Source organism: Opitutus sp. GAS368 (genome assembly GCF_900104925.1).
In the GTDB taxonomy this organism is placed as follows: domain Bacteria; phylum Verrucomicrobiota; class Verrucomicrobiia; order Opitutales; family Opitutaceae; genus Lacunisphaera.
Genome location: NZ_LT629735.1, coordinates 3,130,036 through 3,153,686, shown reverse-complemented (window position 1 = coordinate 3,153,686; position 23,651 = coordinate 3,130,036). Strand labels below are relative to the sequence as shown.

Sequence of the window (23,651 nt, the reverse complement as noted above, 5' to 3'; positions counted from 1 at the left end):
CCTTTTAACCTGTTTGGCCTTTGGCGGTTTGGCGTTTGGAACTTTCATTCCGGCACCGCAATGGCGCCGATGATCCGCTTCAGGGCCGCGAGCACCGTGCGGCGCTCCTCGAGGGCGTCGGAGGTCTGCCGGGCCAGCGACAGGCGGTGGGCCAGCACCGGGCCGGCCGATTCCTGGACGTCGTCGGGGATGACAAAGTCCCGGCCGTGCACCAGCGCGCGCGCCTGCGCGGCGATGCGGAGCGACAGCCCGCCGCGCACGCTGACGCCGGCCTTGAACTCCGCCTCGGTGCGCGTGGCCGTGATGATCTTCAGGATGTAGTCCAGCACGCTGTCCTCGACAAAGACCTTGCCCGCCAGCGCCTGCATCTTGAGCACGTCCGAGCGGGTGACGACCGGGTTGAGCGCGATGGCGTCGTAGCCGAGCTTCGGCGAGCGCAGGATCTCCAGCTCGTCGCCGGGCAGCGGATAACCCATCGCGAGCCGCATCAGGAAGCGGTCCATCTGACTCTCGGGCAGCGGAAACGTGCCCTCGTAGTCCACCGGATTCTGCGTGGCCACGACCATGAAGGGCGAGCCGACGGCGTGGGCCTCGCCGTCCACCGTCACCTTGCTCCGGTCCATGACCTCGAGCAGCGCGGACTGGGTCTTCGGCGTGGCGCGGTTGATCTCGTCCGCCAGCACGATGTTCGCGAACACCGGGCCGGACTTGAAAATGAACTCCTTCATCATCTCGTCGTAGATGGACACGCCGGTGACATCGGTCGGCAGCAGGTCGCTGGTGAACTGGATGCGGGAGAACGCGCAGTCCATCGACCGGGCCAGCGAGTAGGCCAGCGTGGTCTTGCCGACGCCGGGCAGGTCCTCGATCAGCAGGTGGCCGCCGGCCAGCAGGCAGACCAGGGACTGCTCGATGACCTCGTCCTTGCCCTTGATGGTAAGGCGCATGTTGGCCTTGAGGCGTTCCAGGGACTCGCGCGTGGCGGCGACTTCGGCGGCGGGAGCAAAATCACTCATGGTTTCAGGCTACGAATACGCCCGGCCGGCGCAAACGGATTCCCGTCCCGGGGGACTGATATCCGGATTGCCCACCGGTGACCGGCGGCCTTTGTTATGGCCCATGCACAAAGGCCGGCTCGAGGCGTTCAGCGACGGGGTGATCGCCATCATCATCACCATCATGGTCCTGGAGATGAAGGTGCCCCGTGGCACCGATCTCAGCTCCCTGCAGCCGCTGCTGCCGGTGTTTCTCTGCTACGTCCTGAGCTTCGTCTACGTGGGCATCTACTGGAACAACCACCATCACCTTTTCCAGGCCGTCAAGCACGTGAAGGGCGGCGTCCTCTGGGCCAACCTGCACCTGCTGTTCTGGCTGTCGCTGTTTCCGTTCGTGACCGGCTGGATGGGCGAGAACCATTTTGCCCCGCTCACCGTCGCGCTTTACGGCGGCGTGCTGATCATGGCGGCCGTCGCCTACACCCTCCTCGTGCGCTGTCTGCTCGCCTGCCACGAAGCCGACTCCGCCCTGGCCAAGGCCATCGGTCCTGACACCAAAGGCTGGATCTCGCTCGCCATCTACGCGCTGGGCATACCGCTTGCGTGCTGGTGGCCGTGGATTTCCATCGCGCTCTATTCCTGCGTCGCCGTGCTGTGGCTCGTGCCCGACCGCCGGATCGAGAAGGTCCTCGTTTCCTGACGCCCCGCCGTGCGCGCGTTTATCGTCACGTTCGGCGGCTGGCTCATTCTGGCGGCCGGCGGCTGCGCCACGCGCGGGCCGAACCATGTTTACTTCACCACGGACGCGAGCCCCGCCGTGCATGACCTGGGCCCGCCGCGCGCGGCCCTGACCGGGATCGTTGCGCCTGGCGAGCGGGTCCTGGGCCTGGCCTACGACTACAACACCGACCATCTTTTTGTCCGCATTGCCCCGGCGCAGGTCATCCGCGTCATTGAGCGGCCTTCCGGGAAAGTCCTTCGCGAGCTGCCGCTGCCTCCGCCGCTGCAGACGCTCGCCTCCGCCGACCTGGCCGTCCGTTCGAGCGACCGACACCTGTTCGCCGTGCATCCCGACGGGCGCTCGGTCGTCGAGCTGGCCGAGTCAGGTGCCTTCGTCCGGCACCTGGAATTCGCCGGCCTGGCCGAAACAATCACCGGCCTGGCCTGCGACCAGCGGCAGGGGCGGTTGCTGCTGCTGACCGGCGGTACCGTGCGGTCCTTTGCCTTTGACGGGCGCGAACTCGGCTCGGTTCCGCTGCAGGGCGACGTGTCGCCCGTCTCGCTGGGCTACGATTCCGATGCGCGGCATTACTTCGTCCCGCTGGCGGACGGCCGCACGCTGGGTGAGTTCGATGCCGGCGGCAGCCTGGTCGCCCGTCATCCGGTCGGCGGCGCCATCACCGCGATCGACGCCGGCCCGCGTTCCTTCGTGCGGGTGTTTTAGGCCTTGTGGCATGTTTGCGGTTCCCTTGCGGGTCATTGCCGATCAGGCTGGCCTCACCAAGTCATCATGAAGCGACTTCCTCTCCTTCTCCTCGTTTGCCTGGGCCTCGCCGCCGGCCCGTCGGCCGCTGCGCAGCAGAAAGTCATCAAGGACCCCGCGGAATATAACGCCTACATGACCGCGCTGAACACCGCGGCCCCGGCGGCGAAAGCCGCCGCCATGGAGGCCTTCGTGGTGAACTACCCCGGCAGCGTGATGCGGCTCGATGCCTTCGAACAGGCCATGGCCGCCCACCAACAGACCGGCGATGTCGCGGGCACCGAACAGACCGCGCGCCGCCTGTTGGACGAGAATCCCACCAATGTGCGGGCGCTGACGATCGTCACCTATCTCGAGCGGATGCGAGCCACCAGCGGGGATAAGCCGGCATTGGCCGCCGTCGGCGACCATGCCAAGCAGGGGCTGGCCGCGCTGGCGGGCTGGAGCAGACCGGAGGGGATCACGGACAGTGACTATGAAAATCTGCGCCGGCAAATGACGGCCATTTTTCAGGGCGCCGCGGGATTCGTCGCGTTGCAGTCCCGCGACTATCTCGCGGCCGTGGACCACTACCGGGTGGCGGTGGATACCGATCCCACCAACCTGCAGGACGTCTATCAGTTCAGTATCGCCGAACTGGAAAGCAAGCCGCTGCAGCCGGCCGGCTTCTGGCACATCGCCCGCGCCGCGAGCCTCGCGCACGCGGCCGGGAACGCCGCCGAAAAGAGCATTTCCGTCTATGGCTTGGCCAAATACCGGCGCTACCACGGCAGCGAGGAGGGCTGGGAGCAACTGCTCGCCGCGGCCGTCCGGGAGCCGGGCCTGCCGGCGGATTTCGCCGTGAAACCGGCGCCCACGCCGGCCGAAATCGCGGTGCAGGCGGTCGAGACCAACGACCCCGCCACGCTGTCCTTCTCCGACGACGAATACATCCTCGGCTTCCGCGATGACTCGCCCGCCAACCGGGCCGCCGCCGACAAGGTCTGGGCCTACATCCAGTCGCGGCAGCAGGGCGGAAAGCGTCTGCAGTTCTCCGCGGTGAAGGTCATCGCCTCCCGTGCCAACTCGCTCGATGTGGCGCTGACCGACGACAACCAGCAGGCCGGCCAGGCCGACCTGCATATCGACCTCAAGGCGGCCATGTCCACTCCTCCGCTCCCGGGCGCGATCGTCAACGTGGTCGGAGTTCTCACCGGCTACACGCCACGCCCGTTCCGGTTCGTCATGGAGCAAGGCGAGGTCGAGATCCCTGTCGCGCCACCGGCCCGGCCTTGATCCGGCCCGCGTTCCTTGGTGCGGGTGTTCCAGTTCAGCCCGTCCAGGAAAGCGCCTGAATCTTGTTCGCCAGCGCGATGTCCTTGGCGGTGACTTTGCCGCCGGCGTCGTGCGTGTTCAGCCGGATGGCGACGCGGTTGTAGACATTGGTCCAGTCGGGATGGTGGTCCATCATCTCAGCCTCGAAGCCCACGCGCACCATGAACGACAGCGCCTCCTTGAAGCTGCCGAACTTGAATTCCTTGGCCAGCGCGTCGCGCTCAAACTTCCAGCCGGGCAGGGCCGGCAGCGCCGCGGTGATCTCGGCCGGGGTCAGGGGTTGGCTTGCCATGGGGGAAATCTGCAATCCCGCGGGCGGAAAGCAAGCCGTGCCCTTTACCCTCCTTGGCGCGCCGTAGCAATTGTTGCGAAGGCGGCTTGTCAAACCCGCTGCCGGCGACCTAAATCGCCGCCTCGCATGTCGTCTCCCGGTCCCGCGAAAATCCCGCAGCACGTCGCCATCATCATGGACGGCAACGGTCGCTGGGCGAAAGCGCGCGGGCTGCCCCGCCTCGAGGGCCACCGCCGGGGCGTCGAGACCGTCCGCACCGTCGTCGACGCCGCCCGCGAGATCGGCATCCGCTACATCACGCTCTACGCCTTCTCGGTCGAGAACTGGAAGCGCCCCACCGACGAGGTCTCGGGCCTGATGGGCCTGCTCGACTACTTCCTCAAGCGCGAGCTCAACAACCTCATCAAGGAAAAGGTCCGCCTCCACACCATCGGCCGGACCGACGCGCTCCCGGCCAACGTCCAGCGCGAGCTCGACCGCGTCAAGGACGCCACGAAGCACTTCACCGACTGGAACCTCGTCCTCGCGCTCAACTACGGCTCGCGTAACGAGGTCGCCGACGCCGCGCGGGCCTACGCGGAGGCCGTGCAGGCCGGCCGGGAAAAGGCCACCGACGCCTCGTGGGAACGCTTCAGCCGCTACCTCTACACCGGCGGACTCCCCGACCCCGACCTGCTCATCCGCACGTCCGGCGAGCAACGCGTCAGCAATTTCCTGCTCCTGCAGTGCGCCTACGCCGAGATGGTCTTCACGCCGGTGCTCTGGCCGGACTTCGGGCAGGCCGACCTGCAAGCCGCCGTCGACGAATACGGCCGCCGCGAGCGTCGCTACGGTCTGACCACGGAGCAAATTAAGACTGGCGCCAAATAATCCCGCCGCGCCTACTCGCCCCGTGCTTTCCCGCATTCTCAGCACCGTCATCCTCTGGGTCGTGATCCTCGGCAGCCTGTATTTCGGCGGCGCCCATGCCGCGGTGGCGCTGCTGGCGTTGCTCGCCGCGCTGACGCTCCACGAATTCTACGGCCTGACCGCCAAGATGGGCGCCCGGCCCTTCCGCTGGATGGGCCTGGGGTTCGCCCTCCTGATGGTCGCCGGGCCCTACTACCTCGCCTACTTCACCGAGGAACCCGAGGTGCTCGATCTGGCCGCCAACCTGGCCACCGGCCTGCTGGTGCTGGCCCTGGTGGTCTCCTGCATTCGCGTGCTGGGCGAACGCAACACAGCCAGCCGCGTCGAGACCATCGCCGCCACGGTCGGCGGGCTCCTCTACATCCCCTACCTGCTGCACTTCCTCGTCCGGATTCTCATGCGCGACGCCGACAGCGGCGAGAACCTCGCCCTCTGCCTCTGGGTGGTCGCCGTTTCCAAGTTCTGCGACGTGGGCGCGCTGCTCACCGGCCTCGCCCTCGGCCGGCACAAGCTGGCGCCCGAGATCAGCCCCAAGAAAACCTGGGAGGGCGCCGTCGGCGGCGTGCTGGTCGCCGCGGGGGTCGGCGCCGCCATCGCCTTCTTTGCCTCCGCCCGCCTGCCCGAGAGCCTGACGCCCCCGATCGCCGCGGCCATCGCCGTTCCCCTGGCCGTCATTGCCATCATTTCCGACCTCATCGAGTCCGCCATCAAGCGCCGCGCCGACACCAAGGACACGGGGCACCTGATCCCGGGCATCGGCGGGGCGTTCGACCTGACGGACAGCCTGCTGCTCACCGCCCCGGTCGCCTATTTCATCTTCCTGTTCGTGAACTGATGGCCTGCATCAGCAAAACTGTAGGAGCGGCTTTATGCCGCGATTCGTTTATCCCATCGTCATCAATCGGGGCATAAAGCCCCTCCTACAGTGACTATCCCTTCCCGCAAACGCGTCGTCCTCCTCGGTGCCACCGGCTCGATTGGCGAGAGCACGCTGCGGGTCATCGCCGCACAGCGTGACCGGCTCGAACTCGTCGGCCTCGCCGCGCACGGCAAACACGCCCGGCTCGCCGAGATCGCCCGGCAGTTCGGCGTGCGCCATGTCGGTCTTGCCGACCCGGCCGCCCTTGCCGCCGCGCGCGGCAGCGGCGCCTTTCCTGCCGGCACGGTTTTTCATGGCGGCGCGGAAGGACTCAACCAGCTCGCCACCCTGCCCGAGGCGGATGTCGTGCTCGTCGCCATCGTCGGCACCGCCGCGCTTGCGCCGACGCTCGCCGCCATCGCGGCGAAAAAGACCATCGCTCTCGCCTCGAAGGAAATCCTCGTCCTCGCCGGTAAGTTCGTGATGGCGGCGGCCCGGGCCAGCGGCAGCCGGCTGCTCCCCGTCGACAGCGAGCACAATGCCGTCTTTCAATGCCTCGAGGGGCACCGCGCCGCCGACGTCCGCCGGCTGGTGCTCACCGCCTCGGGCGGCGCCTTCCGCGACTGGCCGCTCGAGAAACTGACGGCGGTGACGCCGGCCGACGCCCTGAAGCACCCGAACTGGGCCATGGGCCCGAAGATCACCGTCGACTCGGCCACGCTGGCCAACAAGGGCCTCGAGCTGATCGAGGCCCAGTGCCTGTTCGGCCTGCGCGCGGACCAGTGCCACGCCGTGCTGCACGCCCAGAGCATCGTGCACGCCCTGGTTGAGTTCACCGACGGCTCGATGCTCGCGCAGCTCTGCCCGCCCTCGATGACCTTCCCCATCCAGCACGCCCTCCTCTACCCGGAGCGCGCCCCGACCGGCACCGACACGGCGCTGCCGCTCGACCAGGCCTTCGCCCTCGATTTCCGGCCGGTGGACGAGACCCGCTACCCCTGCCTGCGGCTGGCCCGCGAATCCATGGCCGCCGGCGGCACCGCTCCCGCGGTTTTTAACGCGGCTAACGAGGTGGCAGTCGCGGCCTTCCTGCAGAACCGGGTCCCCTTTCTTGCGATTCCGCGGATTATTGACCACACTCTGGCCACGGTAAAGCTGATCGACCCCACCACGCTCGATCAGGTCCTGGCCGTCGATGCCGAGGCCCGGCGCGTCGCCCAATCCTTTCCCTCCTGATGTCCTTCGATTTCCTCACATCCCTGTTCAGCAACCTTTGGGCGATCTTCCTGATCATCGTCTTCTTCGGCGGTTCGATCTTCGTTCACGAACTCGGCCATTTCCTCGTGGCCCGGCGCCGCGGCCTGAAGGTCACCCGCTTCTCCATCGGCTTCGGACCGGCCATCTGGAAACGGACGGCCAAGGATGGCGTCGAATACCGTCTCTCGTGGATTCCGCTCGGGGGCTACGTGGCCCTGCCCCAACTGGCCGACATGCCGGCCCTCGAGGGCGAGTCGGAGGTGGAGGTCGCGAACCTGCCACCCATCAGCTACACGACCAAGGTCCTGGTGCTGGTGGCGGGCGCCGTCTTCAATGTCATCTTCGCCTTCGGGCTGGCGACCGTCCTCTGGTCCGTCGGGCGCCCCGAGCCGGAGAATGTCACTTCCACGCGCATCGGCTACGTCATCGAAAAGATGGCGCTGCCCGACAAGACCATCGTCCCCAGCCCGGCGGCCAAGGCCGACCTGCGCGAAGGGGACAACATCCTGGCGATCGACGGCACGGCGGTGCACAGCTGGCTGGATGTGCTGAACGGCATCGTGTTCGGCACCCGCACCGATGCCACGGGCGAGCGGATCTCGGTTTTCACCATCGAGCGCAACGGCGTGACCAGGGATTTCACCATCAACCCGATCCGCACCGGCGAGGAGAACTTCCGCAAGGTCGGCATTGACGCGGCGTATGCCGTGCTGATCAAGAACGTGCAGCCGAACACCCCCGGCGCCCACCTCGGCCTGCTGCCCGGGGATCAGCTCACCGCCGTCGACGGCAAGCCCGTCTGGGGCCTGCCTTCGCTGAGCGCGGCGCTCTCCTCCACCAAGGGCACGGCGCAGGTGCTGACCGTCCGGCGCGGGACGACGGAGGCCCGCCTGCCGTTCGTTTCGCCGGGCGCCGAGAGCACGCAGCTTTTCCGCGGCGTGGAGTTCACCACCAACTGGCAGCTGCTTCACCAGACGCCGCTGGCCCAGGTGAAGATGATCCTGACGAACACGCTGCAGACCTTTGGCGCGCTGCTGCACCCCCAGGGCGACATCGGCCTGCAGAACCTCAGCGGCTTCATCGGGATCGGGCGCGGCTTCTGGGACGCGCTCAAGTCCGACCATCCGGCGAACTTCGTCCTGTGGTTCACCGTGATGATCAACATCAGCCTGGCGTTCTTCAACCTGCTGCCCATCCCAGTGCTCGACGGCGGACACATCCTGCTCGCGACCGTCGCCAAGCTGCGCGGCCGTCCGCTGCCGATGAATTTCATCCTGACGACCCAGAGCGTCTTCATGGTCCTGCTGCTGGTGATGATGCTCTACGTGACGGTGTTCGGCGACATCCGGCGACTCGTGAACGATTACCGGGCTGACGCCCAGACCAAGGAGGCCGCCGCCGTGCAGGAGAAGAAGGCCGCCGAACCGGCACCCGCCGGCAAGTGACAAGCCTCAAGTAACAAGTATCAGGCCGGCCCTTTCCGGTTCTTGCCACTTGCCCCTTGTTACTTGTTACTTCCCTTAGGCCCATGTCCTACTGCGCGTCCCGCTACCACACGCTCCGCCGCCGCACCGTCGAGGTGATGGTCGGGGGCGTCGGCGTCGGCGGTTCGCATCCCCTGCGCATCCAGTCGATGACAACCAGCGACACGCAGGACGTCGCGGCCACGGTCAAGCAGTCCATCGCCCTGGCCGAGGTCGGCTGCGAGATCGTCCGCATCACCGCGCCCAACGTCGCCGCCGCCAAATGCCTCAAGGACATCCGCGCCCAGTTCTCCGCCGCGGGCTTCGGCCACATCCCGCTGGTCGCCGACATCCATTTCCTGCCCTCCGCCGCCATGGAGGCCGTCGAGCATGTCGAGAAGGTCCGTGTCAACCCGGGCAACTACGCCGACAAGAAGAAGTTCGCCGTCAAGGAATACACCGACGCCGACTACGACCGCGAGCTGGAGCGCCTGCACGAGTCGTTCTCCCCGCTGGTTAAGCGCAGCAAGGAACTCGGCCGGGCCATGCGCATCGGCACCAACCACGGCTCCCTCTCCGACCGCATCATGAACCGCTACGGCGACACGCCGCTCGGCATGGTCGAGAGCGCCCTCGAGTTCCTCCGCATCGCCCGCAGCCACGACTACCACGCCATCATCCTCTCGATGAAGGCCAGCAACCCGAAGGTCATGATCCAGGCCTACCGGCTGCTCGTCGAGCGGATGGCGCAGGAGGACATGCACTACCCGCTGCACCTCGGCGTCACCGAGGCCGGCGACGGCGAGGACGGCCGCATCAAGAGCGCCATCGGCATCGGCAGCCTGTTGCTCGACGGCCTGGGTGATACCATCCGCGTGTCGCTGACCGAGGACTCCGTCTACGAGATCCCCGTGGCCCGCGCCATCGCCGACAAGGCCATGAGCCTGTGGACGGCGCCCCGGCCCGAGGAAATCAGCCTCCCGCTGGCCGACACGATCGATCCCTACCATTTCAGCAAACGCGAGACCGCCGTTCTCAGGTTTTCCGACAAATGCGCGGTCGGCCCGGAGCAACCGCCCCGCGTGATCGTCCGCAGCACGCTCGCCGGCCTGGCCGACGCGGCGAAGGCCCTCGCCGCCCCGAGGCTCATCGACACGCCCGCCGAGGGCCTGCTGGTGCCGGTCAATTCCGTCGCCGACCTTCAGGCTGTAGGAGCCTGCTTGCAGGCGATTCCGCTCCCGGTCGACTTCCTCGCGCTCGAACTCGCTTCCTCGCTCACGCCAGAAGCTCTCGAGTCTCAATTCTCAACTCTCAACCCGAAGCTCCTCCTGGTCCGCCGCTTCGAGGCCCGCGAAACCGCCCGTCTCATCGCCTTTGCCGAACTCGTCCGCCGGCACGGTCATTTTCTGGCCGTCGAGATCGACCCGGAGAACTTCGGGCCCTACGAGGACGCCTTGCGCAAGCTGGGCGACGCCAGCCTGCTCTTCACCCTATCGACCCTGCGCCCGCAAGCCATCGCCGCCCACGGCATCGGGGCCTACCGCCGCCTGCTGGAGCACCTCAAGGCCGCCGGCTCCAAGGCTCCGGTCTGGATCCGCAACACGTCCGCCATGGCCGTCCGCGGCGACAACAGCTTCCTTTCCAAGCTCCTCGAGGCCAGTTTCCTGACCGGCAGCCTGTTGTGCGACGGTATCGGCGATCTGGTGAGCATCGAGACCGAGGCCGACCCCGCCCGGGCCACGAAACTAGCCTACAACGTCCTGCAGGGCGCCGGCGCGCGCATCTCCAAGACCGAATTCGTCGCCTGCCCCAGCTGCGGCCGCACCCTTTTTGACCTGCAGACGACCACCCAGCGCATCCGGGCCCAGACCGGCCACCTCAAGGGCGTGAAAATCGCCATCATGGGCTGCATCGTCAACGGCCCGGGCGAGATGGCCGACGCCGATTTCGGCTACGTCGGCGGCGCCCCGGGCAAGATCAACCTCTACGTCGGCAAAAACTGCGTCCAATACAACATCCCGCAGGTGGAGGCCGACGCCCGGCTGATTGCGCTGATCCGCGAGCACGGCAAATGGGCCGATCCCGAGCCGCATCAGCTTTCGCCCGTGTAACGGAGGCGAAAGCTGCCCTCCATCTTGTCCGCATAGGCCCGACGACGGCGGAAGCCTTGGCGAAGGAGGGCCCGGCTGGCTGATTGCCTTCGCAGAAAGCTTCAGCTGACAGGTCAGCTGGCGAGCGCGTGATTCCTGTAGGGTCGCCGCTCGCCGGCGGACCGTTCCGCGCTCGAAAACCGGCCCGGCGACAAGCACCGGCCCGACATATTCGGCGAACTCGCCCGCTCCGCCTCGCATTTATTTTTCGCGTGCCGTTCACGGTGAAACCTTCAGTCTCAATCCGATTGGTTAAGCAAGCGGCCCGCCGCCGCGCCCGAAAAGACCCCGCTCCGAGGGAAAAATGCGAACGAGGCCCGGGCGTTTTTTCGCAACACCAAAATGGGAAAAGTTATCCGCCTGCCTGATGTGAACAAGATGTCGGAAAGTTGCCCTTGAAACGCATTTTTTGATTCACGTTACTCGCAAAGTAATTTTTAAACGTCCTTCTCAGCGACGGTTCCTTGCCAACTCCCTAGCGCACTTCGTGCACCGACTCGACCAGGGCTTCCTTAGACACTGGCCAATAGTCACTTTGCCTCCGGCCCACGCGCTGGCGACAAATGACGGCCCGACCTCCCCTTTTCCCTCCCGAGCAGCAGGCACACGACAGGCAAAAACGGAGTTTTCGCAAATGCAGTTGCTGAGGTGTTAATAAACCTGTCTTCTCCCCGCCTGTCATGCCCCACCCCGTCCTCCAGACCAGCCTCTGGGAAACCGTCAAATGCGACCTCAAGGGCCTGTTCCCCGAGGACGTGTTCTCGATGTGGTTCGAACCCATCCGCTGCGTGGAGACGACGGAGGACTCGCTGGTCCTCGGCGTGCCGAATGATTTTGCCGCGATCTGGATTCACGACAACTACCTCGACCTGATCTCGCAGCGCCTGCGCCTGAGCGCCGGCCGCATGGTCCACGTCAGCCTGAAGAAGATGACGGACGGCGCCGCCTCCGCCCGCATGCCGGCCACCGAGCCCAAGGGTCGCGCCGCCGCCAAACGCACCCCGCTCCGCTACGACGAGCGCATGGCCGCCGCCAGCTCGCTCAACCCGCGCAATACCTTCGAGAACTTCGTCGTCGGCCAGAACAACCAGCTCGCCCACGCCGCCGCCCTCGCGGTCGCCCAGGCGCCCGCGCAGGCCTACAACCCCCTCTTCCTCCACGGCGCCACCGGCCTGGGCAAGACCCACCTGATGCACGCCATCGGGCACAGCATCCTCCAGCGCAACCCGGAGGCCAAGGTCGCCTACCTCTCCACCGAGAAGTTCACCAACGAGTATATCCACGCCATCCAGGAGAACGCCCTGACCAAGTTCCGCCAGCGCTACCGCAGCGTGGACGTCCTGCTGGTCGACGATGTGCAGTTTCTCGCGGGCAAGGAGCGCATCCAGGAGGAGTTCTTCCACACCTTCAACGACCTCTTCGAGTCCCAGAAGCAGATCATCATCTCCAGCGACCGCCCGGTGACCGAGATCGCCACGCTCGAGGCCCGCCTCGTCTCCCGCTTCCAGTGGGGCCTGTCCGCCGACATCCAGTCGCCCGACTTCGAGACCCGCGTCGCCATCCTCAAGACCAAGGCCGCCACCCTCAAGATCGAGCTGCCGATGCCCGTGATCGAGTTCATGGCGCAGCACATCTCGAAGAACATCCGCCGGCTCGAGGGCGCCCTCATCAAGATTTCCAGCTACGCCGCCCTCACCGGCAAGGTCCTCGACCTCGCCACCGCCGAACACCTCCTGAAGGACGTGCTGATGGAGGAGGCCCAGAACCGCCTCAACATCGAGGGCATCCAGAAGCGCGTCGCCGACCACTACCAGATCCGCCACTCGGACATGACGAGCAAGCGCCGGCCCAACGCCATCGCCTTTCCCCGCCAGATCGCCATGTATCTCTGCCGCCAGCTCACCCGCCACTCCCTCCAGGAGATCGGCGAGGCCTTCGGCGGCCGCGACCACGGCACCGTCATCCACGCCGTCAAGACCGTCGAGAACATGATGGACCAGGACAATTCCGTCCGCGGCAGCGTGGATTTCCTCAAGACGCAGCTGGCGAAGTGAGCGCGGACTCGCTGTAGCGACGCTCTATGAGCGCCGGACGGCGGTCGTAGACCGCCGCTACAGGCCAAGGCCCGCCCTCCACCCCGGACTTGTCGTTTCCGGTATCTTGCCTTCTATTCGTGTTCCTTCGTGTCCATTCGTGGTTAAAAAATTCCTTTCATGACTCTGACTCCCGAACAAAAGCAGACCGTCGCCGGCTGGGTCGCCGCCGGTGACAACCTCTCCGCCGTCCAGAAGAAGCTCGCCGAGCAGTTCAAGGTCTCGATGACCTACCGCGACGTCCGCTTCCTGGTCGACGACCTGAATCTCGAGCTCAAGGACCCGGCGCCCAAGGTGGACACCTCCGACGTGAGCAAGGGTGCGCCACCCAAGGCACCCGAGAAGAAGGGCCTGATCGACCAGCTCAAGGAGAAGGTCGGCCTGGCACCCGGCGCCGTCGAGGAGGACGATCTGCCCCCCGAGGACTTCCCGGCCGAACCCGCCGGCGCTGGCAGCCTGGCCGTGGATCTGGACCGCATCGTCCGCCCGGGCTTCATGGTCAGCGGCAGCGTGACTTTCAGTGACGGCGTCAGCGGCAAGTGGGCGCTGGACCAGCAGGGCCGCCTTATGCTCGAGACCCCGCAGAAGGGCTACCAGCCCGGCCCGGCGGACGTGCAGGCCTTCCAGCGCGAGCTGCAGCTCCAGCTCCAGAAACAGGGGTTCTGATGACGTCGATGGAGGCGGGACTATCAGTCCCGTGGGGTATCACCATCGCGACCGGAAACTCGAGGGACTGATAGTCCCGCCTCCATTGATGAAACCATAGGGAGGAACCGGTGATCCCGACTTTCGCCTTCTGGAGGGCCCGCGTCTCTGCGGGCCGTGCCTTGTGGTAGGGGCGGTTGCCCCACCCGCCCTTCTCCGTTGTCCGCCAAGGGCCGTTGGGGGCAACGGCCCCTACCTTCGCCATCCCTGTAGCGGCGCTCTATGAGCGCCGTCCGGCGGTCACAGACCGCCGCTACAGCCACAAGCGCCATTGACCCGCCTCCCCGCGGCCGTATCCTGCAGCCACCCGGCGGACATGCTGCCCGCCGGCCTACCCCAGGAGTCTTAACCCATGGAAAAGCTGCGTCAGTTCATCGACTGGGCGGAAGCCCATCCCAAGGTCTGGCTCGATTGCGTCCGCATTTATCTCGGCCTCGGCCTTTTCATCCGCGGCGTCTTCATCATCACCAACACCCGCGCCGAGTTCATCCTGGATCTGATCAAGCGGATGGATTTCCCCTGGCTGGTGACGGTGGGAGTGCTCCACTATATCTCGCTGGCCCACCTTGTGGGCGGCTTGATGCTCACCGTCGGCCTGCTGACGCGCATCGCCGCCTGGGTGCAGGTTCCCATCTTGGCGGGCGCGGTGTTCATCCATCGCAACGAGGGGCTGATGAGCGGTGGCCAGGGCCTTGAGTTCTCCGCTCTCGTGCTTTTCCTGCTGGTCACGTTTGCCATCAGCGGCGCCGGGCCGCTGTCCGTGGACCACGGCATGCCCAAGCTCAAGCCCACGATCACGCCGTGATTACGGACTGTTTAGCCACGGATTACACGGATGGGCACGGATAAATCCAAACAATCAGTTCACAGGAGATAACAGAGACAACTGAGGCAATCAGAGACCAGAAGGTCATCAATCATGACCTTGCCGCTCCTGAGTTATGCTTTCTCTGTTCCCTCCGTTTCCTCCTGTTCAATCCCGATCCGTGTTAATCCGTGCAATCCGTGGTCAAAAAGACCGTGTTGGCGAAATTGATTAGGGAGTGTTTTCAAAGCTCGGAAGGGGGGACCACTAAAAGGATTCCGCCAACGGCGGAATCTACTTTCACTGCTCCGGCTGATCGCCTCCGCCGCCAGGTTCAGGGGGCGGCTGATCGCCGCCCTTTCTGCCCGCGATTAGCGGGCCCCCGAAACCCACCGCGCAGGCGATCAGCCGGAGCGGTTTCCGTGGATTTCACCCTTGGTGAAATCTCATTAGTGGTTCTTTCGGAGGTTTGAAGACACTCCCTGTGGTTACCCCTGCAGCAGGCGCAGGAACTCGGCCTCGTCGATCACCGGCACGCCGAGCTCCCTGGCCTTGTCGAGCTTCGAGCCGGCCTCGGCGCCGGCGAGCACATAGCTGGTCTTCTTGCTGACGCTGCCGCTGGTCTTGCCCCCGGCCGCGAGGATCTTTTGCTCGGCCTCCTCGCGTTTCAGGGTCGGCAGGGTGCCGGTCAGCACGAAGGTCTTCCCCGTGAACTTGCCCGCCGTCAGCACCGTGCCCTGCGGGTCGATGCCGAGCTTGTCCAGCTTCGCCCGCAGTCGCTGTCCGTGCTCGCTCGCGAAAAACTCCAGCGTGCTCGCCGCCACGGCCGGGCCGATGTCCGACGGCACGCCGGCGAGGATGCCGTCATTGAGTGCGGCGATCTCGCCGTCGATTTCAACCCGGCGAGCCTTGCGGCGTTCCTTCTCGGCCTCGTCCTTGGCCGGGTTCTTCTTGGAGTTCGGGCTCTGGAGTTCCTTCTCCTCCTCGAGCGCAGCCTTGCGCAACACGGCCTGCAGCAGCTTTGAATCGGCCAGCTCGACGAAGTTGCGGTGCCGCTTGCCGAGCTCGCGCGCGGTGCTCTCGCCCACGTCGGGCACGCTCAGCGCATAGAGCCACTTCTCGAGCGGCAAGGTGCGCGCCGCCTCGCGCGCGGCGACGAGCTTCGCCGCGTTCTTCTCGCCGAACACCCGCGGCTCCTCGGCGGTGCCAAGATTGAGCGTCGCGAGCGTCTCCAAGGACACGTCGTAGAGGTCGGGTGGATCCTTCACCAGCCCCAGCTCGACGAGCTTCGCGGCGACGGTCTCGCCGAGGCCGTCGATCGCCAGCGCCCGGCGGCTGCAGAAAAACCCGAGCCGGCCGGCGCGCTGCGCCTGGCAGTCGTAGTTCTGGCACTTCCACGCCGCACCGACGCCGCTCTCGGTGTCGACCTCGACCCGGGCGATCTTGCCGCCACAGACCGGGCATTTGCCGCCAACGGCTTCGAACAGGTTGAACTCCTTCGCCCCGGCCGGCCGCTCCTCCGGGAACGAGCGCAGCACCGCCGGGATCACCTCGCCCGCGCGCTCGATCTCGACAAGGTCGCCGACGCGGATGTCCTTGCGCCGGATCTCGTCCTCGTTGTGCAGGGTCGCCCGGGCGATGGTGCTGAGCGAAAGGTGCACCGGCTCCAGCTCGGCCACCGGGCTGAGGATGCCCGTCTTGCCCACCTGGATGGTGATGGCCTTGAGGCGCGTGCGCGCGGTGTCGGGCTTGTATTTGTAGGCGATGGCCCAACGCGGGGACTTGTCGGTCGATCCCGCCAGTCGCTGTTGCGCGACGTCGTCCAGCTTCACGACCGCTCCGTCGGTGCCGTAGGCGAACGTGCGGCGGATCCGGTCGAGTTCGCCGATCGCCGCCCACGCCTCGTCGATGCCGCGCACGGTCCAGTATTTCTCGACGGCGGGCAGGCCCCAGGCGCGGATTTGCTTCTGCAGCGCCGTCTGCGACGCCACGACCTCCGGCTCACAATAGCCGAGGCTGTAGAGGACGATCGACAGCTTGCGGCGCGCGACCTCGGCCGTGTCGAGCTGTTTGATCGTGCCGGCGGCGGTGTTGCGCGGGTTGGCGTAGAGTTCCTCGCCGGCCGCGACGCGCTCGGCGTTGAGTCGCTCGAACTCGGCCTGCGTCATGTAGATCTCGCCGCGAATCTCGACGACGCGCGGCGCGGTGCCCTTGAGCTGGCGCGGCAGCATGGCGATCGTGAGCACGTTGGCGGTGATATCGTCACCCTTGTCGCCCTTGCCGCGCGTGACGGCGCGGACAAGTTTGCCCGCCTCGTAGGTCAGGCTCACCGCGAGGCCGTCGATCTTGGGTTCGACGGTGTAGCGCAGGTCGTCGGTCTCGACGAGTTTGGTGAGCCGGGTGTGAAAGGCGCGCAGCTCCTCCTCATTATAGGTGTTGTCGAGGCTGAGCATCTTCTGCCGGTGCGCGACCTCTTGGAAGCCCTGCAGCCGGTCGTCACCGACCTTCTGGGTGGGCGACTCGGCGCTGGCAAACTGGGGGAACTGCTTCTCCAGGTCGGCCAGCTCACGCTCCAGCTGGTCGTAATCGTGGTCGGAGATTTCCGGCTTGGCCTGCCGGTAATAAAGCTCGGCATGGTGGGTCACCTGCTTGCGCAGGTCGGCGATCCGTTTCTTGGCCTCGGCGGGGGTCATTCTCGGCCCGCAGCGTGAAGCAAACTCCGTCCGCCGTCGCGGAAAAAATAACCGGTGCCCCGGGTGCCCGGAACGGCCAGTTTTCTGTTGCCCGGCTTCCGGCCGCTGATAGGCATTCCCCGTCGGTTCGCCCCGCCCTCACACACCCCCTCAGCCCCGGTTGACTCATGAAAACCCGTGCCGTTTTCGCCTCGTTTGCCGCCCTCCTCTGCCTGCAACTTGTCCGCGCTGACGACAAGGCGCCCGCCGCCCCCGCCAAGGGTGGTCTGCGCTACACGATCACGGTCACCAAGTTTCAAAACCGCTCGAATTACGGCGGGCAGTTCGCCCTCGCCGACACCTTCGGCGCCGTGCTGACGGACTCGCTGCAAAACACCGGCCGGTTCATCGTGATCGCCGAGTCGGACATGCGCAGTGCCGCGATGGCCGAGCAGGATTTCGCGGCCAGCGGCCGCGCGGCCGGCGGCGACAAGGCGCCGGTCACGGGCAACATGACGCCGGCGCAGCTGCTGGTCAAAGGCGAGATCACCAACTTCACGGACGGCACCGAGGGCGGCGGCGGCGGCATCGGCTTCGCCGGCGTGCATGTCGGCGGCGGCAGCAAGACGGCGGAGATCAACGCCGTGGTCTACATCGTGGACTCCACCACGGGCCAGGTGAAGGCCTCGAAAAAGGTCGTCGGCCAGATCAAGTCCGGCGGGTTGAGCGTCGGCCTGAACCGGGGAAACTTCAACGGCGACATCAACAGCTTCAAGAAGACCAACGCCGGCAAGGCCGTCGAGGCCGCCATCGACCAGGCCGTGGAATTCTGCATGGCGCAGCTCGACAGCCTGCCGTGGACCGGCAACGTCATCCTCGTCAAGGGCACCCAGGTCTACTTCAATCGCGGCGAACGCGAAGGCGTGACCATCGGGCAGGTCTTCAAGGTTGGCTCGTCCGAGGTGCTGCGTGATCCGGGCACCGGCGAGGTGCTGGACACCAGCTTCACCGAAAAGGCGCAGATCCGCGTCGAGTCGGTGAAGGAGAAGGTGTCGATCTGCACCCTGGTCTCCGGCAGCGGGATCGAAAGGGGCATGGCGGTCTCGCCCCAGTGACCGGCGCGGTGCCGGCAGGCCTGAATTCCTTCGACCCGCCAGCCCGAACCTGGCAAGAAGCCTCCCCGAAGGCACCTGTAGAGATGGTGTAAGGATGCTCTATTGATCCACGGGGTTATAACGGGGGTTGAGCGGGCGAAACACGGGGGTAAGGCCGTGAACCGGCCCGGCGCCCAAGCGGCAAAGGCTCCAGCCCTCACTCTTACCGCTTTACCCTCATCCTCCGTGCTAAGGCATCGCGGCCGCCTGCACTGGCCGCGGACCTCGTGGCCGGGCCCAGGCTTCCGGCTATCTGGCCGACGGCCAGTAACGCAGGACGAAGAACAGGAGGATAAAGAAAGCGATGGCGCCGAAGCCGAGCAGCAGCCCCGCGATCACCGGGGTCGTCTGCAGGCTGATTTTCTTGCGGGGTGGCTGCAGGCGCCCGGCATGGCCGGTCATCCTGACGCCGGCGGGCGCGCGCAGGTCGGCCGCAAACGCCGCCATGCCGGGATATCGGTCGCGGGGCCTGCGCTGGAGGGCATGCAGGACAATCTCCTCGGCCTGCGGAGAGAGCCCGGGGTTCAGCTTTCGCGGCGCGATGGGATCACCCGCGGTCCGCTTGTAGGCTGACTCCCAGGGATCCCCGTCCTGAAACGGAACCGATCCCGTCAGTAATTCGTAGAGGATCACGCCCAAGCCGTAAACGTCGGTGCGTTCGTCAATCGGGCCATTCTCCACCTGTTCCGGCGCCATGTACTCGGGCGTGCCGAAGATTCCCGTCAGCCGGGCAAAAACGCTGCGCCGGCGCATCGGGGCGGAAGCCAGGCCGAAATCCATCACGCGCAGCGTCTGGTCGCGGCAGATCATGATGTTCGACGGCTTGAGGTCGCGATGGATGACGCCGCGCTCATGCATGTGGCCCACGCCCTCGCAGATGAGGCCGGTGATTTTCAGCGCATCCGCCTCGGCCAGCGGACGTGCGGCCGGCGCGAGACGGTCGAGGGTGCAGCCGCGGAGGTATTCCGTCACGAGATACGGCCGGCCCCCCTTGCCCGCCACTGGGTGAAACCGCAGCAGGAAGGGATGCGCCAGCCTGAGGCCGATTTCCTCTTCATGGCGGAAATGGGCGAAACCGCCGGGACTGCTCTCCACGCCCAGCAAGGGCACCTTGATCGCCACCTCCCGTCCCTGGTTCGACAGGTCTTCGGCCCGGTAAATGGTCGCCATGCCATTGCGATTGATCGCGGCGCGGATCAAGAACCGGCCGTCCAGAACCTGGTCGGGCCGGAGTTGCGGCTCGGCCGAAGGTTCCACGCTGCCGCAAACCTCGGGCACCGCGCGGCAGCAGGTAACATCCGCCAGCGGCAGAGCGGCTGTTGGGGCGGCCCCGTGAAGCGGCATCGGGGTGGCTGATTCCTGGATCATGGTGTCCATCGGCTGGGTGATTGCCCACCGTTATACCGGATTCTCCGTCGCGCCGGTTAGCTAAGCCTGGGGCAATTCCCGCTAAGAATTCATTAAGACGAAGGGACCCGGAAGGAAGCCGCCAGCACCCCGGCCGGGCCCGGCTATCTGCCACCCCGCTGCTTCGCCGCTTGCCCCGGCCAATCCGTGGGTCAGCGTGCTGCACGACCGACCAACTGAACCCGCTCCCGATGACGACGAATTACCTGGCTTGTCCCACTGAGATCGTCGAGGCCCCGGTCGGCGTCGTATGGCAGTTGCTCACCAACATCGCCGGCTGGGGCAGTTTCTTTGACCTTCGCGTCATCAGTGTCGAACCGCCGGGGCCGGCAGCCAAGGGCCAGCGCATGCTCGGTGAGTCGGGCCCGCGCTGGCTGCATCTCGGTGGCTCCTTTGAATACACCCTCATCGACGAAGCAAATTACAAGCTTGAGATGGACGTGAGGCTCTCACTTGGCCTCACGGTTCACGAGGCCCTGGACTGCATTCCGCTCAAGGACGGGCGATGTCGCGTCAACTACCATTGCAATTTTGGTTTCCCGGGCGGCTGGCGGGGCCGGCTCATGCGCGTCCTTCTCAGCCGTGGATTGAAGACCGGCCCTGCTGAGTCGCTGTTGCAGTTGAAACGCGCCGCCGAACTGGAACACCGCGGGCGGTTTGTGCCCCAGCTTGCACCCGGGGGCTAAGCGCCCAAGCTGCCGTCGTTCAATGGCAACGCCGTTCAAGACTCCCACGCCCCGGATGTGGCTTGCGGATTTCAAAGCGATCCTCGCGCTTTCCCCGGTTTCAGCGGACGGCGTCCGGGAGCTGGTTTATTCACGCTATCCCGATGCTCCGTGGGCTGAAGAATACCGGTTCACCATCTGGCATGCCTATTGTTACCTCACCAAGCACCATCTTGATTGGGAAAATCTGGGGCTGACCGTGATCGGGAAGAAGAACGCGCTCCTGAAGGACAGCCTGCTCGTTGCCCTCTACACTCCCTTCCTGTCGAGTCCGCTGGAGACGATGTCCGAACTGGATTTTCCCGTGCAGGAGATCGCCGAGCGAGCGCACGCGATTGAAGGAAAAAGCAAGCGAGCCTATCAGTGAATACTTAACCGCTGAGGTATCCAGAGCTTCCTGGTTGCCGTGACGGACGGCATCAGCGAGGTGGAATTAGAACATTACCGTCCGGGGTTGCCGTTGCCTTTGGCCGTGGCCGACGCGTCACCACGCCCTCGTTGGTCAAGTTGGGCTCGCGAGGGCGGCGAGCGTCAGGTCGGCGTCCTGCTGGTTCTCTTCGACGAGGAGGCTGCGCTTGAGTGATTTCAAGGGAGTTACCTGGTTGACGGGAGGGTGAAATGGAAGGTGGCGCCCCGGCCGGGCCCGCCCTCGGCCCGGGTCCGGCCGTCGTGCCGGGTGCTGATTCCCCGGACGTTGGCGAGCCCGATGCCGGTGCCCTCGAAGTCCTCGGCGCGGTGCAGCCGCTGGCAGACTCCGAAGAACTTTTGCGCGTAGTCCAGGTCGAAGCCACGCCGTTGCCGCGCACGAAGATCACATGCCCCTCCGCCAGGTCATCTGTGCAGCCGAACTCGATTTCAGCCGGATCGCGCGGGCCGATGTATTCTCGGCCGTTGGCTTCAGTCGGCGATATTGCCGTGGGTGGCGGGCCGAGTGCGGCTTGTCCCACCGACCCGGCGGAGTTTAGCAGCGCTGAACCGCACGGGACTTTCGCCCAGTCTAACGCAGGTAATTGCCCGTCAATCCTGACACTGTGGCGCGATCAGCCGCGCTCTGGAACTCCAGCCACTGGGTGACATTGTACAAAGTGCCGGAGCCGGAGGGCTGCAGGGCCTGGTCGAAGTGGAAGTCCAGCTTGCCGGACACGGTGATCGTGTTGGCCACGTACCGACCCACCAGCATGCCGCCACTGCCGCCGCCGCTCGCGACCAGGCTGGCCTTGGGCGCATAAAGGCAGGCGAGCATCTGGCCCTTGTTGCCGATGGCGCAGGTGCAAGTGCCGGTGGTGCTGGAGAAAATTTGCAGCGCCCCCGCCCAGGCGGAATTGTTGAAGCTGCTGCCGCTGGGGAGAGTCAGCGCGCCGTCCATGTAGACATAGCAGGAGCTGCCGCTCGGAATCGTCAGGCCCGGTCCCATGCTGGTGCCGGTGCCGACGATCGTGACGTTCTTGCCGGCCGCGATGGCGGTGGTGCCGATGGTGGCATTGCTGCAGAAATAATAGTAGCGACCGTCGGACGCCGGCAGGTGGCCGATGACCGGCAGGATCGCGGGGATCGTGGAGCCGACATTGTAGCTCTGGCTCACGCTGGCGGCCGTGGGATAGGCCGGCAGCAGGAAGGATGCACTGTAGTTCGTCGTCAGCGTGCCCGTATAAGTGCCGGACGCGGGAGGCGTGACGCCGGAACCGAGATACAGGTTGCCGGCAACCGTCACACTGGAAAAGGTGAGGCTGCCGGCCAGCGCGACGACCGACGCGTTCGCAGTCGCAATGGTAGAGACATACGCCAACCAGGGGCCGGTGGCGCTGTTCGTGGGATTCGAGTTGAAACTGTCGACGGTGGATATGCCGTTCAGCGCCAGGCCGTTCAGCGCCACCACGCCGTTCGGCGCGACATTCTTTTTGATCTTCAGCTGCACAGTCTTGACCACCGGGGCGTTGCCGTCGAACGGCGTGATCACGGCCTGGGTGTAAACCACGGGTGCGGCGACGCTGCCGTCGTAGCCCTGGACGCAAATCTTGACGATCCCGACGGCGTTCTGGTCGCGGTTGAACGGCGCGAGGGTGCGCGTGGCAGTGGTGCCGGAAAGCGTCCAGGCCGACCAGGCGGTGGCGGGTGCGGTGCCGGAAGCCATGAGATTGAACGCATAGATCGCCTCCTCCAGCCCCGCGTCCGCCAGGTTGCTCGCGTCCTGGGCGAAAAACGTGCGATGCGCGACCTTGAGCGAGGTGCGCGCCAGCGCGAGGTAGCTGCCCAGCACCAGGGCGATCGCCGTCGCGAGGAGCATCGCCACGATCAACAGGCTGCCGCGCTGGCCGGACCGGCCGCGCGATAAACGAGAGGTTGGCGGGAGGGCGGGCATCAGGAGGTCGGCTTGTTCCGGAGGATGAAGCTGGCCGACACCGCCGTGTCCGTGGCGGTCGCCATCGTTTTCGCCGAACGGGCGGCGTTCAGGCTGACCTGGACGCGCTTGGTCGCGAGGTCGGTGGTCGCCACGTTGCCATCACGATCGTAACGGGCGAAGGTGCACCCGGCGGAGCCGTTGGACAGCGCGGGGATGCCGTTCACGAGGTAGATCCGCCCCACGGTGACGGTGCTGTCGGTGCCGGGCACGGAGAAGAGGCTCTGCGTGGCGCTCGTCCAGGCGTAGGTCACCTGCCGGGTCGAGCCGCCACTGGTGGGAAGGGTGAGTGTGAGGTCGGTGGCGCTGTTCCACTTGATGGCGTTCGCGCTCTTGAGGTCGATGCCCAGCTGCTCGAGACCGCGGCGGGTTTGCGTGCTCATCTCCGCATATTGGGTGGTGCGCAGGCCGCTGCGCATCAGCTGGAGATTGGTGACCAGCACCCCGGTCAGGATCATGCCGCTCAGGAACGCCCCGACCATCACCTCGACGAGGGTGAAGCCGCGCACCGCCCGGACCGACCGGCTAGGAGCCGTAGCAATAGGCATAAAGTCCCCCCTGGGTGTAATAGGTCGTGTAGCTGCGCGCGATGGTGCGTCCGTCGTAGCTGCGCCAGCGGACCGCAAGGGTGATCTGCACCACCTGCCCGGAGTGGCTGGCCAGCGTGGTGAGCGTCCGCGAGAGAGTGAAGCGGCCCGCGATCGCCGGATTGCGCGCAAAACCCGCATCGATCACCGGCAGGTAGCTCGCGTTGTTGATCGCGGTCCAGCTCATGAGGCGCTCCTTCTCCATCTCGCACTGCAGGATGTTGGCGGCCACCTCCAGATTGCGCGCCGTATCGAACTGCAGGAACGCCCGCTGCATGGCGGTGATCGAGGTGGTCAGGGCCATGGCGAGCACAATCACCGCCAGCGCCACCTCCACGAGGGTGAAGGCATGGGTTCTGCGGGTCATCGCCGATTTCATGGGG

21 protein-coding genes and 1 pseudogene are annotated in these 23,651 nt (G+C 65.8%); 14 read left to right on the top strand and 8 right to left on the bottom strand.

Annotated elements, in window-relative coordinates; all coding sequences use genetic code 11:
• Positions 1 to 44 precede the first annotated feature (44 nt).
• Entirely contained in the window at positions 45 to 1,016 is a 972-nt protein-coding gene (locus tag BLU29_RS13545; protein ID WP_091058908.1) for a MoxR family ATPase, read from the bottom strand.
• A gap of 103 nt (positions 1,017 to 1,119) precedes the next feature.
• Here BLU29_RS13545 and BLU29_RS13540 point away from each other — a divergent pair, with 103 nt between their 5' ends.
• The 3 genes from BLU29_RS13540 to BLU29_RS13530 all read left to right on the top strand — a co-directional run bounded on the left by BLU29_RS13540 (position 1,120) and on the right by BLU29_RS13530 (position 3,753).
• On the top strand, positions 1,120 to 1,695 hold the full coding sequence (locus tag BLU29_RS13540) for a TMEM175 family protein (protein ID WP_091058905.1): 576 nt from the start codon (positions 1,120 to 1,122) through the stop codon (positions 1,693 to 1,695).
• 9 nt (positions 1,696 to 1,704) lie between these two features.
• Entirely contained in the window at positions 1,705 to 2,439 is a 735-nt protein-coding gene (locus BLU29_RS13535; protein ID WP_091058903.1) for a hypothetical protein, read from the top strand.
• A 66-nt stretch (positions 2,440 to 2,505) separates the two neighbouring features.
• Positions 2,506 to 3,753, top strand: coding sequence for a hypothetical protein (locus tag BLU29_RS13530; RefSeq protein WP_091058900.1), 1,248 nt, complete (start codon positions 2,506 to 2,508; stop codon positions 3,751 to 3,753).
• A 34-nt stretch (positions 3,754 to 3,787) separates the two neighbouring features.
• Here the strand turns inward: BLU29_RS13530 and BLU29_RS13525 are convergent, their stop codons facing one another.
• Positions 3,788 to 4,084 carry a 4a-hydroxytetrahydrobiopterin dehydratase gene (locus tag BLU29_RS13525; RefSeq protein WP_091058897.1) on the bottom strand — a complete coding sequence of 99 codons (297 nt, stop codon included), beginning with the start codon at positions 4,082 to 4,084 and terminating at the stop codon, positions 3,788 to 3,790.
• A 126-nt stretch (positions 4,085 to 4,210) separates the two neighbouring features.
• Between BLU29_RS13525 and BLU29_RS13520 the strand changes: the two genes are divergently transcribed.
• The 8 genes from BLU29_RS13520 to BLU29_RS13485 all read left to right on the top strand — a co-directional run bounded on the left by BLU29_RS13520 (position 4,211) and on the right by BLU29_RS13485 (position 14,325).
• Positions 4,211 to 4,954 (top strand): isoprenyl transferase, encoded by a 744-nt coding sequence (locus BLU29_RS13520; RefSeq protein WP_091058894.1) that lies wholly within the window; start codon positions 4,211 to 4,213, stop codon positions 4,952 to 4,954.
• Positions 4,955 to 4,976: 22 nt separating this feature from the next.
• Positions 4,977 to 5,828 (top strand): phosphatidate cytidylyltransferase, encoded by an 852-nt coding sequence (locus tag BLU29_RS13515; protein WP_091058892.1) that lies wholly within the window; start codon positions 4,977 to 4,979, stop codon positions 5,826 to 5,828.
• A gap of 90 nt (positions 5,829 to 5,918) precedes the next feature.
• Positions 5,919 to 7,088 (top strand): 1-deoxy-D-xylulose-5-phosphate reductoisomerase, encoded by a 1,170-nt coding sequence (gene dxr, locus BLU29_RS13510; protein WP_231962233.1) that lies wholly within the window; start codon positions 5,919 to 5,921, stop codon positions 7,086 to 7,088.
• Positions 7,088 to 8,554 carry an RIP metalloprotease RseP gene (gene rseP, locus BLU29_RS13505; protein ID WP_091058889.1) on the top strand — a complete coding sequence of 489 codons (1,467 nt, stop codon included), beginning with the start codon at positions 7,088 to 7,090 and terminating at the stop codon, positions 8,552 to 8,554. Before dxr ends, rseP begins: the two co-directional genes overlap by 1 nt.
• Before the next feature lie 83 nt (positions 8,555 to 8,637).
• Positions 8,638 to 10,683 (top strand): (E)-4-hydroxy-3-methylbut-2-enyl-diphosphate synthase, encoded by a 2,046-nt coding sequence (gene ispG / locus BLU29_RS13500; RefSeq protein WP_091058886.1) that lies wholly within the window; start codon positions 8,638 to 8,640, stop codon positions 10,681 to 10,683.
• 719 nt (positions 10,684 to 11,402) lie between these two features.
• A complete protein-coding gene (dnaA, locus tag BLU29_RS13495; protein WP_091058884.1) occupies positions 11,403 to 12,776 on the top strand; it encodes a chromosomal replication initiator protein DnaA in 1,374 nt (457 codons plus the stop codon).
• Between the two features lie 159 nt (positions 12,777 to 12,935).
• Positions 12,936 to 13,481 carry a hypothetical protein gene (locus tag BLU29_RS13490; RefSeq protein ID WP_091058882.1) on the top strand — a complete coding sequence of 182 codons (546 nt, stop codon included), beginning with the start codon at positions 12,936 to 12,938 and terminating at the stop codon, positions 13,479 to 13,481.
• Positions 13,482 to 13,872: 391 nt separating this feature from the next.
• Positions 13,873 to 14,325 carry a DoxX family protein gene (locus BLU29_RS13485; RefSeq protein WP_091058879.1) on the top strand — a complete coding sequence of 151 codons (453 nt, stop codon included), beginning with the start codon at positions 13,873 to 13,875 and terminating at the stop codon, positions 14,323 to 14,325.
• A gap of 488 nt (positions 14,326 to 14,813) precedes the next feature.
• Here BLU29_RS13485 and ligA read toward each other — a convergent pair whose 3' ends face one another.
• Positions 14,814 to 17,018 carry an NAD-dependent DNA ligase LigA gene (ligA, locus tag BLU29_RS13480; RefSeq protein ID WP_091058877.1) on the bottom strand — a complete coding sequence of 735 codons (2,205 nt, stop codon included), beginning with the start codon at positions 17,016 to 17,018 and terminating at the stop codon, positions 14,814 to 14,816.
• A 167-nt stretch (positions 17,019 to 17,185) separates the two neighbouring features.
• Here ligA and BLU29_RS13475 point away from each other — a divergent pair, with 167 nt between their 5' ends.
• Positions 17,186 to 18,112, top strand: coding sequence for a CsgG/HfaB family protein (locus BLU29_RS13475; RefSeq protein WP_091058873.1), 927 nt, complete (start codon positions 17,186 to 17,188; stop codon positions 18,110 to 18,112).
• Between the two features lie 288 nt (positions 18,113 to 18,400).
• Here BLU29_RS13475 and BLU29_RS13470 read toward each other — a convergent pair whose 3' ends face one another.
• Positions 18,401 to 19,528, bottom strand: a complete 1,128-nt coding sequence (locus BLU29_RS13470; protein ID WP_091058871.1) for a serine/threonine-protein kinase — start codon at positions 19,526 to 19,528, stop codon at positions 18,401 to 18,403.
• A gap of 221 nt (positions 19,529 to 19,749) precedes the next feature.
• Between BLU29_RS13470 and BLU29_RS13465 the strand changes: the two genes are divergently transcribed.
• Positions 19,750 to 20,244: an SRPBCC family protein gene (locus BLU29_RS13465; protein WP_091058868.1), complete on the top strand. Its 495-nt coding sequence runs from the start codon at positions 19,750 to 19,752 to the stop codon at positions 20,242 to 20,244.
• Positions 20,245 to 20,266: 22 nt separating this feature from the next.
• Positions 20,267 to 20,650, top strand: a complete 384-nt coding sequence (locus tag BLU29_RS13460; RefSeq protein ID WP_157693864.1) for a hypothetical protein — start codon at positions 20,267 to 20,269, stop codon at positions 20,648 to 20,650.
• A 227-nt stretch (positions 20,651 to 20,877) separates the two neighbouring features.
• Here the strand turns inward: BLU29_RS13460 and BLU29_RS18835 are convergent.
• From BLU29_RS18835 to BLU29_RS13440, 4 genes and pseudogenes are all read right to left on the bottom strand, one after another.
• Positions 20,878 to 21,092, bottom strand: a pseudogene (locus BLU29_RS18835) (ATP-binding protein); the annotation flags it as partial.
• A 188-nt stretch (positions 21,093 to 21,280) separates the two neighbouring features.
• Positions 21,281 to 22,642, bottom strand: a complete 1,362-nt coding sequence (locus tag BLU29_RS13450; protein ID WP_091058864.1) for a hypothetical protein — start codon at positions 22,640 to 22,642, stop codon at positions 21,281 to 21,283.
• Positions 22,642 to 23,229, bottom strand: a complete 588-nt coding sequence (locus BLU29_RS13445; RefSeq protein ID WP_157693863.1) for a prepilin-type N-terminal cleavage/methylation domain-containing protein — start codon at positions 23,227 to 23,229, stop codon at positions 22,642 to 22,644. Before BLU29_RS13445 ends, BLU29_RS13450 begins: the two co-directional genes overlap by 1 nt.
• Positions 23,207 to 23,647: a hypothetical protein gene (locus BLU29_RS13440; RefSeq protein ID WP_172830269.1), complete on the bottom strand. Its 441-nt coding sequence runs from the start codon at positions 23,645 to 23,647 to the stop codon at positions 23,207 to 23,209. Before BLU29_RS13440 ends, BLU29_RS13445 begins: the two co-directional genes overlap by 23 nt.
• Positions 23,648 to 23,651: the final 4 nt, after the last annotated feature.

Coding starts and splice junctions, on each gene's coding strand:
- BLU29_RS13545 (WP_091058908.1), bottom strand. CDS start 1,016: ATGAGTGATTTTGCTCCCGCCGCCGAAGTCGCCGCCACGCGCGAGTCC.
- BLU29_RS13540 (WP_091058905.1), top strand. CDS start 1,120: ATGCACAAAGGCCGGCTCGAGGCGTTCAGCGACGGGGTGATCGCCATC.
- BLU29_RS13530 (WP_091058900.1), top strand. CDS start 2,506: ATGAAGCGACTTCCTCTCCTTCTCCTCGTTTGCCTGGGCCTCGCCGCC.
- BLU29_RS13525 (WP_091058897.1), bottom strand. CDS start 4,084: ATGGCAAGCCAACCCCTGACCCCGGCCGAGATCACCGCGGCGCTGCCG.
- BLU29_RS13520 (WP_091058894.1), top strand. CDS start 4,211: ATGTCGTCTCCCGGTCCCGCGAAAATCCCGCAGCACGTCGCCATCATC.
- rseP (WP_091058889.1), top strand. CDS start 7,088: ATGTCCTTCGATTTCCTCACATCCCTGTTCAGCAACCTTTGGGCGATC.
- ispG (WP_091058886.1), top strand. CDS start 8,638: ATGTCCTACTGCGCGTCCCGCTACCACACGCTCCGCCGCCGCACCGTC.
- dnaA (WP_091058884.1), top strand. CDS start 11,403: ATGCCCCACCCCGTCCTCCAGACCAGCCTCTGGGAAACCGTCAAATGC.
- BLU29_RS13490 (WP_091058882.1), top strand. CDS start 12,936: ATGACTCTGACTCCCGAACAAAAGCAGACCGTCGCCGGCTGGGTCGCC.
- BLU29_RS13485 (WP_091058879.1), top strand. CDS start 13,873: ATGGAAAAGCTGCGTCAGTTCATCGACTGGGCGGAAGCCCATCCCAAG.
- ligA (WP_091058877.1), bottom strand. CDS start 17,018: ATGACCCCCGCCGAGGCCAAGAAACGGATCGCCGACCTGCGCAAGCAG.
- BLU29_RS13475 (WP_091058873.1), top strand. CDS start 17,186: ATGAAAACCCGTGCCGTTTTCGCCTCGTTTGCCGCCCTCCTCTGCCTG.
- BLU29_RS13470 (WP_091058871.1), bottom strand. CDS start 19,528: ATGGACACCATGATCCAGGAATCAGCCACCCCGATGCCGCTTCACGGG.
- BLU29_RS13465 (WP_091058868.1), top strand. CDS start 19,750: ATGACGACGAATTACCTGGCTTGTCCCACTGAGATCGTCGAGGCCCCG.
- BLU29_RS13460 (WP_157693864.1), top strand. CDS start 20,267: ATGGCAACGCCGTTCAAGACTCCCACGCCCCGGATGTGGCTTGCGGAT.
- BLU29_RS13450 (WP_091058864.1), bottom strand. CDS start 22,642: ATGCCCGCCCTCCCGCCAACCTCTCGTTTATCGCGCGGCCGGTCCGGC.
- BLU29_RS13445 (WP_157693863.1), bottom strand. CDS start 23,229: ATGCCTATTGCTACGGCTCCTAGCCGGTCGGTCCGGGCGGTGCGCGGC.
- BLU29_RS13440 (WP_172830269.1), bottom strand. CDS start 23,647: ATGAAATCGGCGATGACCCGCAGAACCCATGCCTTCACCCTCGTGGAG.